14 protein-coding genes are annotated in these 17,165 nt (G+C 62.1%); 11 read left to right on the top strand and 3 right to left on the bottom strand.

Annotated elements, in window-relative coordinates:
* Positions 1–57: 57 nt before the first annotated feature.
* Positions 58–501 (bottom strand): carboxymuconolactone decarboxylase family protein, encoded by a 444-nt coding sequence (locus AB4O16_RS30350; protein ID WP_160386562.1) that lies wholly within the window; start codon positions 499–501, stop codon positions 58–60.
* Entirely contained in the window at positions 498–623 is a 126-nt protein-coding gene (locus AB4O16_RS30345; RefSeq protein WP_256678244.1) for a hypothetical protein, read from the bottom strand. Before AB4O16_RS30345 ends, AB4O16_RS30350 begins: the two co-directional genes overlap by 4 nt.
* Positions 624–705: 82 nt before the next feature.
* Between AB4O16_RS30345 and pdxR the strand changes: the two genes are divergently transcribed.
* The 4 genes from pdxR to AB4O16_RS30325 all read left to right on the top strand — a co-directional run bounded on the left by pdxR (position 706) and on the right by AB4O16_RS30325 (position 4,071).
* Positions 706–2,139: a MocR-like pyridoxine biosynthesis transcription factor PdxR gene (gene pdxR, locus AB4O16_RS30340; protein ID WP_160386564.1), complete on the top strand. Its 1,434-nt coding sequence runs from the start codon at positions 706–708 to the stop codon at positions 2,137–2,139.
* A gap of 123 nt (positions 2,140–2,262) precedes the next feature.
* Positions 2,263–2,556, top strand: coding sequence for an antibiotic biosynthesis monooxygenase family protein (locus AB4O16_RS30335; RefSeq protein ID WP_460156623.1), 294 nt, complete (start codon positions 2,263–2,265; stop codon positions 2,554–2,556).
* A 165-nt stretch (positions 2,557–2,721) separates the two neighbouring features.
* A complete protein-coding gene (locus AB4O16_RS30330; RefSeq protein ID WP_460156622.1) occupies positions 2,722–3,132 on the top strand; it encodes a cupin domain-containing protein in 411 nt (136 codons plus the stop codon).
* A gap of 228 nt (positions 3,133–3,360) precedes the next feature.
* Positions 3,361–4,071 (top strand): ATPase, encoded by a 711-nt coding sequence (locus AB4O16_RS30325; RefSeq protein ID WP_460156621.1) that lies wholly within the window; start codon positions 3,361–3,363, stop codon positions 4,069–4,071.
* A 185-nt stretch (positions 4,072–4,256) separates the two neighbouring features.
* Here AB4O16_RS30325 and AB4O16_RS30320 read toward each other — a convergent pair whose 3' ends face one another.
* Entirely contained in the window at positions 4,257–9,152 is a 4,896-nt protein-coding gene (locus AB4O16_RS30320; protein WP_460156620.1) for an NAD-glutamate dehydrogenase, read from the bottom strand.
* A 514-nt stretch (positions 9,153–9,666) separates the two neighbouring features.
* Between AB4O16_RS30320 and AB4O16_RS30315 the strand changes: the two genes are divergently transcribed.
* From AB4O16_RS30315 to AB4O16_RS30285, 7 genes are all read left to right on the top strand, one after another.
* On the top strand, positions 9,667–10,020 hold the full coding sequence (locus tag AB4O16_RS30315) for a hypothetical protein (RefSeq protein WP_460156619.1): 354 nt from the start codon (positions 9,667–9,669) through the stop codon (positions 10,018–10,020).
* Positions 10,021–10,311: 291 nt separating this feature from the next.
* Complete coding sequence (locus tag AB4O16_RS30310) at positions 10,312–11,271, top strand: AAA family ATPase (protein ID WP_110659607.1); 960 nt, start codon at positions 10,312–10,314, stop codon at positions 11,269–11,271.
* A 5-nt stretch (positions 11,272–11,276) separates the two neighbouring features.
* A complete protein-coding gene (locus AB4O16_RS30305; protein WP_160386576.1) occupies positions 11,277–12,221 on the top strand; it encodes a DUF58 domain-containing protein in 945 nt (314 codons plus the stop codon).
* The gene (locus AB4O16_RS30300) at positions 12,218–12,712 is read left to right on the top strand and encodes a DUF4381 domain-containing protein (RefSeq protein WP_460156618.1); all 495 of its coding nucleotides are present in this window, start codon (positions 12,218–12,220) and stop codon (positions 12,710–12,712) included. Before AB4O16_RS30305 ends, AB4O16_RS30300 begins: the two co-directional genes overlap by 4 nt.
* Positions 12,705–13,787 (top strand): vWA domain-containing protein, encoded by a 1,083-nt coding sequence (locus AB4O16_RS30295; RefSeq protein WP_160386580.1) that lies wholly within the window; start codon positions 12,705–12,707, stop codon positions 13,785–13,787. The genes AB4O16_RS30300 and AB4O16_RS30295 overlap by 8 nt, the downstream gene beginning before the upstream one ends.
* On the top strand, positions 13,784–15,511 hold the full coding sequence (locus tag AB4O16_RS30290) for a VWA domain-containing protein (protein WP_460156617.1): 1,728 nt from the start codon (positions 13,784–13,786) through the stop codon (positions 15,509–15,511). The genes AB4O16_RS30295 and AB4O16_RS30290 overlap by 4 nt, the downstream gene beginning before the upstream one ends.
* Positions 15,508–17,157: a BatD family protein gene (locus tag AB4O16_RS30285; RefSeq protein WP_460156616.1), complete on the top strand. Its 1,650-nt coding sequence runs from the start codon at positions 15,508–15,510 to the stop codon at positions 17,155–17,157. The genes AB4O16_RS30290 and AB4O16_RS30285 overlap by 4 nt, the downstream gene beginning before the upstream one ends.
* Positions 17,158–17,165: the final 8 nt, after the last annotated feature.

Raw genomic sequence — 17,165 nt, 5'->3', positions numbered from 1 at the left:
GTCGATCTGACACTGACAGTTCCATCCTGCGCATCGTTCATGAACCTGCTGTGACAATCATTCAGCCGCCGGTGTTTGCCGAAAGCTCACGGCCAGGCGGTTCCAGCTGTTGATGGTGGTGACGGCGATGGTCAGGTCGACCATCTCGCTTTCATTGAACTGCTCCCGGGCTAGCGCGTAGACATCGTCCGGCACGTGGCTTTCGGAGAGCAAGGTGACCGCCTCGGTCCAGGCCAGCGCGGCCCTTTCCCGCGGATTGAAAAAGTTGCTGTCACGCCAGACCACAATGGAATACAGACGCCGGTCGCTTTCGCCCAGGCGCCGTGCATCCACCGAGTGCATGTCGGTGCAAAAGGCACAGCCATTGAGCTGTGAGGCACGAATCTTGATCAGGTGCAGCAGGCCTTGCTCGATGCTCAGGCTGCTGGTCAGGGCCTCCATGGCGATCATCGCCTTCATCGCTTTGGGGGACGCGCTGTAGTAATCCAGGCGGAGGGTCATGGAGCGATCTCGTGCAGCTGTGGTGTGTTTTCACGGTAGCCGCCGGCACGCCGGCATGACAGATCCAATTGCGCGATTTCCCCGTTGACCACCGCCGCCAGACCAATTGCCGGTTTTTCCACTGCGCAACTTCTGTCAAATGAGCGGATAAGGGTAATCTTGCGCGACGCACATGCGCCTCAACAGCCTCGGAGCCTCGCCGGCATGGAACTACATGTTGTCATCAACGGCCGCAAGGACCTGGCCGGCCAGCTGTACAACCAACTGCGCAGCGCCATCGAGTCCGGTCGCCTGAGCGCCGGGACGCAACTGCCGCCCAGCCGTTTGCTGGCCGAACAACTGGGCATTTCGCGCAAGACCATTTCCGACACCTACGCCCAGCTGACCTACGAAAACTTCCTCACCGGGGTGGTTGGCAAAGGCACCTACGTCAATGCGCGCACTTCGAAGGTGCAGAGAAAACAGAACCACACCGAGCTTGGCGGCTTTGACGTGATCGAGTCCTGGCGCAATCTGCCGGTATTTCTGCGTCATCCGACCCTGGAAGGCTCGCTGCGCTACGACTTCATTGGCGGCGCCACCAGCAAGGGCCAGTTCCCCCAGGATGACTGGCGACGCTGCACCTCCCATGCGCTGCGCCAGATCGCCGGCTCCAAGGGTTACTACAGCCTGCCCGAGGGCTTGCCGGCCCTGCGCAACGCCATTGCGCAGCACATCGCGTTCTCCCGCGGGGTCAATTGCCAGGATGAAGATGTCGTGGTGTGCAACGGCGCACAGCAGGCGCTGGACCTGATCGCCCGGGTGCTGATCAGCCCGGGCAGCCTGGTCGCCATGGAAGACCCCGGCTACCCGCCGGCGCGGCTGCTGTTCGGCACCCATGGCGCCACGGTGATGGGCGTACCGGTGGACGCCGAAGGCATCGTGGTCGACAGGATTCCCCGTGGCACGCGGCTGATCTACGTCACCCCTTCACACCAGTTCCCCCTCGGCATGCCCATGAGTCAGGCGCGCCGGGTCGCACTGCTGGCCAAGGCCCATGAACTGGGCGCGATCATCATCGAAGATGACTACGACAGCGAGTTTCGCTACGAAGGCCGCCCCACCGATTCCCTGCAAAGCATGGATGAACGGGGGATCGTCGCTTATGTCGGGACCTTCTCCAAAACCCTGCTGCCGGAACTGCGGCTCGGCTATGCGATCCTGCCGCCGGCGATCCTGGAAGCCGTGGTGCGCGCCAAACAGCTCACCGACCTGCACACCTCGACCCTGCCACAATGGGCGCTGGCCAAGTTCATCGCCGAAGGCTGCCTGCTCAAGCATATCCGCCGCTGCCATACGATCTATGCCGGGCGCCGCGAGCGGATCCTGGCGCGCATGGCCGGTGACCTTTCGCCCTGGTTCGAGGCGGTGCCGTCCACCGCCGGATTCCACATGGTGGTGATGTGCAAGGTGCCGATGGATATTCCATTGGTGATCGAACTGGCGAAAAAAGTCGAAGTCGGGCTCTATGCCATCGACAGCTTTTTCTATCAGCAAGCGCCCAGGGCCGGGCTTTTCTTCGGTTTTGGCGCCATCGAGACCCTCGACATCGACATCGCCCTGGACCGTTTGCGCGACATCCTGCAGCAGGTGGCCTGACGGATTGGCCTGCGGCTTTATCCGGCGATTGGCTATTGGCGGTCCCGGGGGGCAGGCCTATCCTGCATAGGCGTTATCCCTCAATGAGCAGGATTCGTCCGGCCTGATTCAGGAGTGTGAGCAATGTCCCAAGAAGTGATCAATACCGTACAGGTACAGGCCGCCGCCGGCCGCTCGGATGAACTGGGTAGGCAACTGCAAAAGATTGTCGAAACCCTGCGTGAACTACCGGGCTGCGATACTTATATGGTCGACCGCTGCCCCGAGGACACCAATCGCTGGACTGTCAGCGCGCGCTGGCAATCGGAAGAGGCCATGCGATCGCATTTCAACTGCCCGCAGGTCCAGGGTTTTATCAACCTGATCGACAGTCAGTTGGCCAATGCCGTGGACTTCAACAGTTTCCCGATCGTCTGACCCATTCCTGTGGCGAGGGCGCTTGCTCCCTCGCCACATTTTTTCGCCATTGGCCCCGCATTTTCTTTGATTGGTCCCCTCGCCTTCCCGAATATTGGCTGTTTGATCGCTGGCGCTTGCGCACTACTGTTGTTCATGACAACTCACCCACCGCAGGTAAGAACCATGAATATGTTGCGCGTCTGTGCTGCCCCTTTTGCCGCCCTGGCCCTGATGCTCAGCGCATCGGCCTTTGCCCACGACCCTTCGGAAAAGGTCACCGTCCTGCAGGACGAGATGCTGAAAAACGCCCCCGGCAAAAAAGCGCTGATGATTGAAGTCGATTACCAGCCCGGTCAGTCGTCCATCGCCCACAAACACGATGGCACCGCCATGGCCTATGTCCTTTCGGGCGCAATCGTTTCCCAGGTCAAAGGCGAGCCGGCGAAAACCTACAAGGCCGGCGAGTTCTGGTACGAGCCGGCGGGGTCGGAACACCTGGTGTCGAAAAACGCCAGCGCGACCCAGCCGGCCAAGTTGCTGGTGTTCATGGTCTTGGCCCCGGACGAGAAAGTGTTGATCCCCTTGGAACACTGATGGCTGAACGTACAGCCATAAATAAAAAGGCTCGAATCACGAATTCGGGCCTTTTTATTTCCCGAGGCAATTAACCGCAGACGTTTAAACCGAACAAAACTATTGGTCACTGGATAAGCACGGAAATTGGCTATTTAAATAAAACATCCTGGGTTTAGTCTGGAGTCACCGCCGGCACAGCACCGGTAACTTCAACTTTCGACTGAATTGTTTCACTGGAGAAACACCATGAAACTTGCACTTGCCAGTACGTTGACCATGGCTGTTGTTTTAACCGGTTGCTCGATTCCCACCGCGCCAACGGGGGGGCCTTCGCTCAATGGCATTTTCACCGAGCCGGTAGGTCGCAGCGCCAGCACCCTGATCACCAACGGCAGCGATGTCTCGCTGGGCATTGTCTACAGCCAGAATACCCAGGACAACCGCGCCTATCTTCGCGACTACCAGGCCAACGCTGGCACCGGTTTCGGCCAGAGCCTGCTGGTACAGCCGATTCATGACGCCTACGTGAGCACCTCCAGGCCGGACATGGCCGTGGATTGGGTCAAGGCCTCCCTGCAGCGCCAGTTCGGCTCGGTGACCGTGTATCCGGACATGCAGAGCCTCAGGGCGGCGAAACCGGATGTGATGGCCGTGGTCGACACCCGCAGTCAACTGATCACATCGCGCAGTTCGGATATCCAGTCGGATGTCAGTGCGGACTTCTACGACAAGAACTTTAACTACATCGGTACTGCACAAGGTCATGACGCCAAGGCACTCAGTCCGGTATGGGCCGACTTCAAACGCAGCGAGGACATAGTTGCCGATATTAATGAACAACAGAGCGTGCAAGTAAGGGCGCTGCAAAACTTTGACCAGTCACTCAATAATTTACTGACCAGACCGACAAGTAATGTGTCGATGACAAACAACATGCCGGACAAGAAGGTGTATTAAGACGAATGGCCTCATCGCCAGCAAGCCGGCTCCTACAGGGATGTGTTGTTCATACAATATGCGACCGACGCAAAACTTGTAGGAGCCGGCTTGCTGGCGATGTGGCCCGCCCAGACACCTCAAAACCTGCAGACCAAAAAAAACCCCGCATCTCTCGATGCGGGTTTTTTTCATTCAACGCCTGATCAGGCAGCCGGTTCCAGCTCGGCGGCGACAGCGGCAGGCACGACCGCTTGACCGCTCAACGCCAGGTCCAGCAGTTCGCGGTTGGCCACCGCGTACATGGCGTAGTCGGTGCCGCTCGCGGCACGGATTTCCACCAGCATGGCGCGCCAGCGTTCGATCATGCTCTCGTGCTGCGCTATCCACAGCGACAGACGTGTTTCCACGTCCTGGGTGCCGTCGCCCTGTTGCAGGACCGAGATGGTGATCGCACGTTGCTGCCAGTCGACGTCATCGCGGAACGCTTCACGGGCCAGGGCCTGCCAGTTGTTTTCAACCGGCAGAGCGCTGATCTGTTGCATGTACCAGGTGATGTCCAGCGCGCTGCCCACGGCGAAGTAGGCCTTGGCCACTTCGGCCGGATCCTGGCCGGTCACGTCGGAAGCCTCGATGATCGGCAGCAGGGTGTACAGGTGCGAAGTGCCCGCCACCATGCGTGCCAACAACTCCGGCACCCCGGCTTCGACGTACGCCTGATAGCGGGTCTGCCAGGTTTCGCGGATCTCGCCACTGAGCAACTCGTCGAGCTTGAGACCCAACTCCTTCAGGTGCGGACCGAAGTGCGCGACGTCACGGGCAGCGTTCTGCTCGTTGCGACGGGCACGCAGGAACCAGCGCGTGGCGCGACGGCCCAGGCGCATCAGCTCGTCCATCAGCTCCAGTTGCACGTCGGCGGAAACCTGGTAGTCCAGGTTCTCGATCTGACGGAACCAGTGCGGGAGGTGGAAAATGTCACGCACGATCACGTAGGCGCCGGCCACGTTCGCCGGGCTCATGCCGGTCGACTCTTTGAGTCGTTGAACGAAGGTGATGCCCATGTGGTTGACCAGGTCGTTGGCGATCTGGGTGCTGACGATTTCGCGCTTCAGGCGGTGACGGCGCATGGCCGCGGAGAACTTGCTCACCAGCGTTGGCGGGAAAGCGGTTTCCATGTCGCGGGTCAGGTAGTCGTCGTCCGGCACCAGGGAGCCCAGCAGCTGCTCCTTGAGGTCGATCTTGCTGTACGAGATCAGCACCGACAGCTCGGCACGGGTCAGGCCATGGCCTTCAGCGACGCGCTCGTTGATGGCTTCTTCGGCCGGCAGGAACTCGATGGCGCGATCCAGCTTGCCGCGGCCTTCCAGGTCGTTCATCAGACGCTTGTATTCGGCAATCCGCGGCAATGCGCGGCGGGCCGCCAGGGACAGGGCCTGAGTCTGCTTGTAGTTGTTGCCCAGCACCAGACCACCGACTTCGTCGGTCATGCTCGCCAGCAACTCATTACGTTGCTTGTCGGTCATGTCGCCGGCCTGAACCACTTCGTTCAGCAGGATCTTGATGTTCACTTCGTGGTCGGAGCAGTCCACGCCACCGGCGTTGTCGATGAAGTCGGTGTTGGAACCGCCGCCATTGAGGCCGAACTCGACGCGACCCAGCTGGGTCATGCCCAGGTTGCCGCCCTCGCCCACGACCTTGCAGCGCAGTTCGTTGCCGTTCACGCGCAGTGCATCGTTGGCCTTGTCGCCGACATCGGCGTGGCTTTCAGTGCTGGCCTTGACGTAAGTACCGATACCGCCGTTCCACAGCAGATCCACCGGCGCCTTGAGCAAGGCGTTCAGCAGTTCGGTCGGGGTCAGCTTGTCGGCCGCGATGTCGAAGCGCTCTTTCATCTGCGGGGAAATCGCGATGCTCTTCGCGCTGCGCGAGAAGATGCCGCCGCCTTCGGACATGATGCTGGTGTCGTAGTCCGACCAGGCCGAACGTGGCAGATCGAACAGACGCTGACGTTCTGCGAAGCTGTTCGCAGGCTCAGGGTTCGGGTCGATGAAGATGTGCAGGTGGTTGAACGCAGCGACCAGTTGCAGCTTGTCGGACATCAACAGGCCGTTGCCGAACACGTCGCCGGCCATGTCGCCGACGCCAACCACGGTGATGCTGTCTTCCTGGACATTGATGCCGCGCTCGCGGAAGTGGCGCTGTACGCCAACCCACGCGCCCTTGGCGGTGATGCCCATTTTCTTGTGGTCGTAACCGGCCGAACCACCGGACGCAAACGCGTCGCCCAGCCAGAAGCCGTAGTCGATGGCGATGCCGTTGGCGATGTCGGAGAAGGTTGCAGTGCCCTTGTCCGCGGCCACGACCAGGTACGGGTCATCGTCGTCATGACGCACGACGTTGGCCGGTGGCACCAGGGCGCCGTCCTTCAGGTTGTCGGTGATGTCCAGCAGACCGGAAATGAAGATGCGGTAGCAGGCGATGCCCTCGGCCGCGATCTCGTCACGGCTGCCGCCCAGTGGCAGGCGACGCGGCAGGAAGCCGCCCTTCGCACCCACCGGCACGATCACCGAGTTCTTCACTTGCTGGGCTTTTACCAGGCCCAGGACTTCGGTACGGAAGTCTTCTTCACGGTCGGACCAGCGCAGGCCGCCACGGGCCACGTTGCCGAAGCGCAGGTGCACGCCTTCGACGCGCGGCGAGTAGACGAAGATTTCGAACTTCGGTACAGGCTTGGGCAGTTCAGGGATCAAGTGCGGGTTGAACTTGAAGCTGAAGTACGACTTGTTATGGCCGTTGGCATCGGTCTGATAGAAGTTGGTGCGCAGGGTGGCCTTGATCAGGTCAAGGTAGCGACGCAGGATGCGGTCTTCGTTCAGCACTGCAACGTCGTCCAGGGCAGCCAGAATCGCGTGTTCCAGGCGTTGCTGCTTGTCTTCCAGATCGTCGCCGGACAGCTTGCGCGCCAGGTAGAAACGGGTCTTGAACAACCGGGTCAGCTCGCGAGCGATGTCGGTGTGGTTGTTCAGGGTGCTGGCGATGTAGCCCAGGTCGAAGCCCAGACGGATCTGCTTCATGTAGCGGGCGTAGGCACGCAGCAGCGCGACGTCGCGCCATGGCAGGCCGGCGGTCAGCACCAGGCGGTTGAACGCGTCGTTCTCGGCTTCGCCACGCACGATGTGGACAAAGGCGTCCTGCAGCGTGTCGTTGAGTTGCTGGATATCCAGCTCCAGGCCTTCGGCGGCGGTGAACGCGAAATCGTGAATCCAGAACTCGCGGCCGTTGTTGTGACGCAGGCGATACGGGAACTCACCCAGCACGCGCAGGCCGAGGTTTTCCAGGATCGGCAGGACGTCGGACAGCGCCAGCGGGGTATCGGCGTGGTACAGCTTGCAGTGCAGCATGCGCTGGCCGGACACCTGGCCCAGCGGCTGGTAGAAGCTCATCACCAGCGGATTTTTTTCGTTCAGGCTCAGCAGGTGCTGCATGTCGACCACAGCCGAGTGGGCTGCAAAACGCTCGCGGTAACCGGCCGGGAAGCCTTTCGGGAAGTCAGCCAGCACGTTGGTGCCATGGGCTTCGCCGAAGCTTTCGACGGTCAGGGCGGCGTAGTCGTCCTGCCAGCTGCGGCAGGCCTGCACCACTTCTTTTTCCAGCAGCAGCGGGTCGATGTCGAGACGGTTTTTCGGGTCGACTCGCAGGATCAGCTGCACGCGGGCCAGCACGGACTCGGAGAAGAACGTCCAGAACTCGCAGTCGCTCGCTTTCAAGCGATCCATCAGCACTTGCTGGATCTTCTGGCGCACTTCGGTGGAGTAGATGTCACGCGGCACGTAGGCCAGGCAGTAGCAGAAACGACCGTACGGGTCTTTGCGCAGGAACACGCGAATCTTGTTGCGCTCCTGGATCTGCACGATCGACATCACGGTGCTGAACAGCTCGTCCACCGGGGTCTGGAACAGGTCGTCGCGCGGCAGCACTTCGAGCACCTGCGCCAGTTCCTTGCCCAGGTGAGCCTTGGCCTGGAAGCCGGAGCGGTGTTCGATTTCCTCGACCTTGCGGCGGATGTACGGGATCACCCGCACGCTCTCGCCATACACCGACGAGGTGTACAGGCCCATGAAACGGCATTCCTTGATGACCTTGCCGTTGGCGTCGATTTCACGGATCGACACGTAGTCCGGGTAAGCCGGGCGGTGCACACGGCTTGGGTGCGCGGCCTTGGCGAACGACAACAGGGTCGGTTCGCGCAGGTAGTTCACGGCGTAGTCTTCGATGCGCAGGTCATCGTAGGTCAGGCCGGCACGCAGCAGCTTGGTCAGGCCAAGGAAGGAGTCCTTGTCGTAGACGATGTGGCCGCCATCGGCTTCATCGCTGACCACGAACTCTTCGTAGCCGAGGAAGGTGAAGTGGTTGCCCACCAGCCATTCCAGGAAACTCTTGATTTCGTTCTTTTCGTCGGCATCGACGGCGAACTGGCTGTTGTCCAGTTTGCTCAGGATGTCCTGGACCTTGGCCTTCATCGGCTCGAAATCGCCGACGGCCACGCGGACTTCACCGAGCACCTGCTCCAGCTCTTTGCTCAGGACATTGAGCTCGGCGGTGTTGGCGCAGCGGTCGATTTCCAGGTACATCAGCGATTCTTGCTGGATGTCATCGCCCTGGGTGCCTTTAGGCAGGATTTCCAGCAGCTCGCCCTTGCTGCCACGACGCACGCTGAGCACGGTGGTTTGCAGGGTATGGATGCTGTAGCCACGGCGGTTCAGTTCGGTACGCACCGAGTCCACCAGGAATGGCAGGTCGTGGTGCAGCACTTCGACCGCGGTGTGGGTCGACTGCCAGCCGTGGCGTTCGTAATCGGGGTTGTAGACGCGCACTTGCGGCTGCGCGTGATCAAAGCGCTCAAGCAGGCGCCATGCAGAAAGGGTGCAGCCAGCAAGGTCGGACAACCGACGCTGGGTCAGCTCGTCAAGGGAAATGATGCCGAAGAATTGTTCAGCGAACAGCGCCACTTGTGGCAGTGCCTGTTCACTGATGTGCTGCGCCAGTGCCGCTTGCAGTTGGTGCTGGAAGTCGGCTTTGCTGGCTGCGGTGAAGAACGCCATCTGTGGTACTCCGCTTGGGCTTGTTATTGATGAAAGCGTCGCGTGAAACCCCTTTCGGGGCTACGTTTCAAAGCTAGCCGTCACCCGGCTCCTGATTCTCGGGCAGAGGAAACAGGGTGACAGGTGGGTGAAGCTGGACGGGACACTCAGGTCACATTCACCTTCCGTGAATGGGCATCTGCAAAAACGACTGGGCCGGGTGCGGCGCAATGTCTTTACGGGTGCTCATCCGTTGCGCAGCTTAACGAGTGCGGCAAGGCCCATGCTTGCGGTGCTGCGACATATTCGGTCATCGGTACGCTGCTCAAGGCATGCGCATCGAACAACACTAGCATTCGCACAGGAAAACGACGGTTATCCATCCGGTTTTACGGGACATCCGTACCAGAAATGACCAGTAACACACTGCCCGTTCACGACCCGGTCATCGACACTCGCACGAGCAGAAATATGCGCAGGCTGGCAGAATCGCCCTTTGTTGCGTTTACCACGCCCGTCGAGCCAGGAATTTCCCATGAAAATGAAAACCGCCCTCTTGATCGTCAACCCTTGCGACGACGAAGAAGACAACATGGCCATGCTCTGCTGCCACAGCGACCAGGGCGAAATGTTCCTGATGAGCCGCTACCCGGACGAGGACGAACTGGAAATCACCCTCGATGGCGAGCCTTCGACCCTCGACGGCGTGAAGGTCACCCTGAGCCCTGCCCTGTTGAAGATCGAAATCGCCGCGGCGGATGCCGATGCGCTGAATGGGGATGATGTGCTGGAGATCACTCATAGCACCGATGCCGGGGATCTGGTGGAAGTTGAGTTGACCTTGAAGAACATTCTCAAGGGTACTGGCACCTTCATTAGCGAAGTTTAATGGCGTTCGGATGGGCCTCATCGCTGGCAAGCCAGCTCCCACAGTGATTGATGTGTTGCACAAATCGCATTCAAACCGCTGAAACCTGTGGGAGCTGGCTTGCCAGCGATGGGGCCTGAACTGTCGACCCAAAACTCCCCCGCTGTAAAAATCCAGCGATTGCCCCACCCATTTCCCGCACTTTGCGCAAAATGCCGTTAGTCGCCGCCCCCCGCGATGGATTAAAGTAACGCCCCCGGCCCTGGCGCATTCCGAACGTCCTCGGCCACCCTTTTGCAGGAACAGTCATCGATGGAACATCGTGAAGCGCTGCTCGCGCTGCGAACCTTTCTTTCAACGCAGATTCTCGGCCAGGAAAAGCTCGTTGAGCGCTTGCTCATCGCCCTGCTCGCCGACGGCCACATGCTGGTCGAAGGCGCCCCTGGCCTGGCCAAGACCAAGGCCATCAAAGAACTCGCCGAAGGCATCGAGGCTCAGTTCCACCGCATCCAGTTCACCCCCGACCTGTTGCCGGCCGACATTACCGGCACGGAAATCTACCGCCCGGAAACCGGCAGTTTCGTGTTCCAGCAAGGCCCGATCTTCCACAACCTGGTACTGGCGGACGAAATCAACCGTGCCCCGGCCAAGGTGCAGTCGGCGCTGCTCGAAGCCATGGGCGAGCGGCAAGTCAGTGTCGGGCGCAGCACCTATGAGCTGTCGCCACTGTTTCTGGTGATGGCCACGCAGAACCCGATCGAGCAGGAAGGCACCTACCCGCTGCCGGAAGCGCAGCTCGACCGCTTCCTGATGCACGTGAAGATCGGTTTCCCGGACGCGACGGTTGAACGCAAGATCCTGCAACAGGCCCGCGGCGAAGCCCTGAACGGCGAAGCCAAGCCTGAGCGTCGGGTGACCCAACAGACGATCTTCGCCGCGCGCAAGGAAATCCTCGGTCTGTACATGGCCGACGCCGTGGAGGAATACCTGGTGCAACTGGTCATGGCCACCCGCATCCCGGCCAAGTTCGACCCCGAGATGGCCGAATGGATCGCCTACGGCGCCAGTCCGCGCGGCTCGATTGCCCTGGACCGCTGCGCCCGCGCCCACGCCTGGCTGGCCGGGCGTGATTTCGTCAGCCCGGAAGACATCCAGGCCGTGCTGTTCGACGTGCTGCGCCATCGCATCATTCTTTCCTTTGAAGCCGAAGCCGCCGGCATCGATCAGGACCGCGTGGTCCAGCGGATTCTCGACGTCGTAGCCGTCGCTTGACCCCGATGAACACCAGCCTGCCGCCCGAGCCGGGTATCCGTGTCAGCCTCGCCGACCTGATCGAGATGCGCCATCGTGTACGCGAAGTGCAGTTGTTTTCCACGCCGAGCCAGCGCAGCCCGCTGATCGGCCTGCACCACTCGAAACTGCGCGGCCGTGGCGTCGACTTCGATCAGGTGCGGGTCTACCAGGCCGGCGACGATGTGCGCACCATTGACTGGCGCGTGACCGCCCGTACCCAGGAACCTCACACCAAGCTGTTCCACGAAGAACGTGAGCGGCCGATCTTCATCATGGTCGAACAAAGCCGCCGGCTGTTTTTCGGCTCGGGCCTGATGTTCAAGTCGGTGCTGGCCGCCCAGGCCGCAAGCCTGATCGGTTGGGCTGCCCTGGGGCACAACGACCGGGTCGGCGGGCTGGTCTACGGCGACAACGAGCACTACGAAATCAAGCCTCGGCGCAGCAAGCAAAGCCTGCTGCAGCTGCTCAACCGGCTGGTGCGGGTCAATCAGTCGCTGACCACCGAAGGCGAGCCGGACCGCGACGCCTTTGGCATTGCCCTGCGCCGCGCGCGGGAAGTGTCGCGCCCGGGCAGCCTGGTGATCGTGATCTGCGACGAACGCGCCCTTTCCGACAGCGCCGAGCAACAGCTGAGCCTGCTATCGCGCCATTGCGACCTGTTGCTGTTGCCGTTGTCCGATCCGCTGGATCATGCCCTGCCCGCCGCCGGCCTTTTACGTTTCGCCGAGCGCGGTGCGCAACTGGAGCTCGACACGCTGAACTTCGACCTGCGCCAGACCTACCGGGCCCAGGCCGAAGCACGCATCGCTCGCTGGGAGCTGCTCGCACAGAAACTGCGGGTGCTGATGATGCCCCTGAGCACACAAAGCGAGATGGTCGAACAATTGCGCGAATACCTGAACCCACAGAAACCGGGGAAAGGCCGATGAGCAGCCTCGATCAACTGCAACCGCTGATATCCCCGCCACCGGTGGAGTTCTGGCCTCCGGCACCGGGTTGGTGGCTGCTGCTTCTGGTGGTGCCACTGATCGGTCTGGGCCTGTGGAAGCTGTGTCGCTTTATTCCGAGAAAAAGCCCCGTGGTACGTGCCGAGCAGCCGCTCGACCCGGTGCGCGTTGCCGCCCTGGCGGAGCTGGCGCTGATGCCCAAGCCCTACGACGGTGCGCCGGCCGGCGCCTGGCTGCAGCAACTCAACGGCCTGCTCAAGCGCCTGTGCCGCAACCACTACCCTTACAGCCAGAGCCATACCCTCAACGGCCGCAAATGGCTGGCGTTCCTCGACAACCGTTGCCCGGCGGCGGGGTTGACCCGCTGGATGGTGCTGGTCGAGGGCGCCTACAAACCCGAGTGCAAGCTCGACGACAAGGCCATCGCCGGCCTGACCCAGGCCGTCGACACATGGATTCGCAAGCATGTTTGAGTTCGCCTGGCCGTGGATGTTTGCCCTTCTGCCGCTGCCGTGGCTGATGCGCATCGTATTGCCGGTGGCCGACAGTGGCGAACCGGCACTCAAGGTCAGCTTCCTCAGCGATCTGGAAGGCCTCGCCGGGCGACGCGCCCGGGCCAATCTGCCAGCATGGCGTCAGCAGGCACCGTTCATTTTGCTGTGGCTGTTGCTGCTGGTCGCGGCAGCGCGCCCGCAGTGGCTCGGCGAACCCCTGCCGATTGCCGCCAGCGGCCGTGACCTGCTGGTGGCGGTGGACGTTTCCGGGTCCATGGATTTCCCTGACATGCAGTGGCAGGACGAAGAGGTGAGTCGCCTTGCACTGGTCCAGCATCTGCTCGGCGACTTTCTCGAAAGCCGCGAAGGTGACCGGGTCGGCCTGATCCTGTTCGGCAGCCAGGCCTATCTGCAGGCACCGCTGACCTTCGACCGCCGCACCGTGCGCGTCTGGCTCGATGAGGCACGCATCGGCATCGCCGGGAAAAACACCGCCATCGGCGACGCCATCGGCCTGGCCCTCAAGCGCCTGCGTTTGCGTCCGGCGACCAGCCGCGTGCTGATACTGGTGACCGACGGCGCCAACAATGGCGGTGAAATCGACCCGCTCACCGCGGCACGCCTGGCAGCCAGGGAAGGTGTGAGAATCTATCCGATCGGCATCGGGGCCGATCCGGAGCAAAGTGGCACGGTCGGCTTTCTCGGCGTCAATCCGAGCCTGGACCTGGACGAGCCGTCCCTCAAGGAAATCGCCGAGGCCACCGGTGGCCAGTACTTCCGGGCACGCGACGGCAAGGAACTACAGGCAATCAAGGACACCCTTGACCAACTGGAGCCCGTGGCCCAGCAACCCACCCAGGCCCGCCCGACTCAAGCCTTGTACCACTGGCCGCTGGCCCTGGCGCTGTGGTTGAGCATGCTGCTGGTGGCCCCCGTACTCTGGCCGGACAACCCCTTGCAACGCCTGTTTACCAGGGACCTGTTCCTGCAGGCCCAATTGCTGCCTGACTGGCGCCAGCGCCTCAAGCGCCTGCGCCTGCGGAGGCGTCGATGAGCATGCTGTGGCCTTACTGGTTCCGCCCCTGGTGGCTGCTGTTGCTGCCGGTGCTTGGCTGGTTGCTCTGGCAGCTCTGGCACCGCAAGAAGCGCGCCGGGCGCTGGCAAATGATTCTGCCGCCGGCCTTTCACGCGACCCTGCTCAGTGGCGGCAGTGGCCGTGACAGTAAACTGCCGTGGATTGCCCTCGGTCTCGCGTGGCTGTTGACCGTGCTCGCCCTGCTGGGTCCGAGCTGGCAGCGCGTCGAACAGACCAGTCAGAAGCCTGCCGACCCGCTGGTGGTGATTCTCGAACTGACCCCGGAAATGCTCGCCACCGACGTCATGCCCAACCGGCTCGAACAGGCCCGACGCAAGCTGTTCGATCTGCTGCAGATTCGCAGCGACGCGCAAACCGCCATCGTCGTCTACGCCGGCAGTGCCCACACGCTGGTGCCACTGTCGGATGATCTTTCCACCAGCCGCAATCTGCTGGATGCGCTCAAACCGTCGTTGATGCCAGAGGCTGGCCATCGCGCCGACCTGGCTGTGACCAAGGCCCTGGCGCTGCTCAAGCAAGCGGCTCTGGGCGACGGCCGGATCCTGCTGATCGGTTCGTCCCTGACCGAACAGGAACGCCTGGGTATCCGTCACGCGCTCGACGGCAAATCGACTCAATTCCTGATGCTCGGCATCGGCACCGCCGAAGGCTCGCCCATCACCCAGGAGGACGGCAGTTTCCTCAAGGATGAACAAGGCGCCATTCTCGTGCCGCGTCTCGACGAGCCAGGCTTGAAAGGTTTTGCCAACGACCTGGACGGACGCTATCGCCAGGCGCGCCTGGACGACAGTGACCTGCATGCCCTCGGCCTGTTCGACGGCCCACGCAGCCTGCGCAACGACGGCCAGACCCTGCGTCTGGACACCTGGGCCGATCAAGGTTACTGGCTGTTGCTCCCACTCCTGCTGCTTGCGGCCTGCGCGGGTCGCCGCGGCTGGCTGCTGTGCCTGCCGCTGCTATTGGCGCTGCCTCAACCGAGCTATGCCTTCGACCTCGCCGACCTGTGGTTGCGTCCCGATCAACAAGGCCTGCACTTGCTCAAGCAAAAGCGCCCGGCCGAAGCCGCCCGGCGTTTCGAGGACCACCAGTGGCAAGGCGTGGCACTCTATGAAGCCGGTGACTACGCCGGCGCCGCCGAGCGGTTCGCTGAAGGCAACGATGCCCATGCCCACTACAATCGGGGCAATGCCCTGGCTAAAAGCGGTGAACTGGAAGCCGCCCTGGATGCGTACGAACAGGCGCTGGAACGTCAACCGGACTTGCGCCCGGCGTTGACCAACAAGGCGCTGGTGGAAGATCTGCTCAAGCAGAAAAACAAACCGCCCGCCCCGGAACCGGACCGCGAAGAACCCCAGGCCACGCAACAACAGACGCCACCCGGTGTCGCATCGCAGACTTCGGACAGCGACGAGCCGCAGACGCCGGAACCACAAACCGGCGCTGACAAAGCGCCGTCAACGTCGCCGCCCAAGCCCGGGGCCAACGAAGTGCCGGGCAGTGAGTTGGGCGACGAGCAACACACCACACCGCCCTTGCGCCCGGCCACCGACAGCATCGAAGGTGAACAGCAGCAGGCACTGGAGCAATGGTTGCGACAGATCCCGGATGACCCCGGTGAACTGCTCAGGCGCAAATTCTGGTACGAACAGCAACAACATCAGGATCAGGAAGACACTCGATGACCCGCTTCACCGTTTTACTACTCGCGCTGCTGCATGGCCTGTTGTTCTGCACTGCCCAGGCACAGGCAGCAGAGCTGGCCGCCAGTGTGGACCGCAGTCGCCTGAGCTCGGGCGAGACGGTCGAGCTGACCCTGGAATCCGCCGACGTGACTCAGTTCGGCAAACCCGACCTGGCACCGCTGGAGCCACTGTTCGAAGTGCGCGGCACACGCCAGGTCAACCAGCTGAACACCCTCAGCGGTGAAAACCGGGCCACCACACGCTGGATCGTCACCCTTCTGCCCCGGCAGAACGGCAGCGTAGTGATTCCGCCACTGCAACTGGGCGAACTGCAGAGCCAGCCGATCACTCTGCAAGTGGTCGAGAGCGAGACACCGGACAACCCGAACAAACGCGCGCCGGTGTTCATCGATGCCAGCCTCGATCAAACCAGTGTGTATGTTCAGGCCCAGGCAGTCCTGACCCTGCGCATCTACCATTCGGTGTCGCTGTACGACGACAGCAGCCTGCCGCCGCCGCAGATACCTGACGCTCGCATCGAACAATTGGGCGACTCGCGCACCTACGAAAAAGATATCGATGGCCTGCGCCACGGTGTGATCGAAATGCGCTACGCGATCTACCCGCAACACAGTGGCGAACTGATCATTCCGGCACAGGTCTTCAACGCTGCGCTGGTCGACGCTCAGCCCTCACAGGACAGCGCCCAGGGGCCGAAATCCGGCAAGCTGATGCGCGTCACCTCGGCCGAACTGCTGTTGACGGTCAAGGCCAAACCCATCACCTACCCGGCGGACGCGCCCTGGCTGCCCGCACGCAGCCTGACCCTGAGCGAAAGCTGGAACCCGGAACCGGACCACGCCCAGGTCGGCGATTCATTGACCCGTAGCCTGACGGTGAAGGCCGAAGGTTTGTCCAGCACCCAGCTGCCACCGCTGCCCGGCACCGATGTCGGCGGCCTGCGCCGCTATCCGGATCAACCGGTGCTCGGCAACCAGAACGGCGAACGCGGCCTGGTCGGCAGTCGTGAAGACCGCGAGGCCCTGGTGCCGACACGGACCGGCGCCATCGAGCTACCCAGCGTCGACGTGGTCTGGTGGAACACCTTCGAAGACCATCTGGAACACAGCAGCCTGCCCGCCCGCACGCTGCATGTGGCGGCCAACCCGAGCCTCGTGGTCGATACCCCGGCCGGTGCCTTGCCGGTCGACGCCAGCGCCGACAGCGAAGCCCTCTGGCGCTGGAAGCTCAGCACCCTGGTTCTGGCCTGCACCACCCTGCTCGGCTTCGGCCTCTGGTGGCGTGGCCGCTGGCAACCGGCGGTGGCGCGTGTCGCTCAAACCGGCCCAAGCCCGCGCACCGTGCTCGACGAGCTCAAGCGCGCCTGCCAGGCCAACGACTCCCACGCCACCCGCCAGGCCCTCGACGCCTGGGCCCGGCAACAACCGGAAACCCTGGCCGACATGGCCGCCCGCTTCGTACCGCTGTCCAACGCCCTCGACGGCCTGAACGGCGCGCTGTACAGCGAAACCGGCCAGCATTGGCAGGGTGACGAATTGTGGCGGGTAATCAGGGCGATCCCGATGGCCGAACGGGTGCAGGACCCGGTCGGTGACAGCGGGTTGCCGCCGCTGTATCCGAAGTAAAATCAAAA

The sequence above is a fragment of the Pseudomonas sp. S2_H10 genome, assembly GCF_054668285.1.
This window is presented reverse-complemented; position numbering and strand designations above follow the sequence as displayed.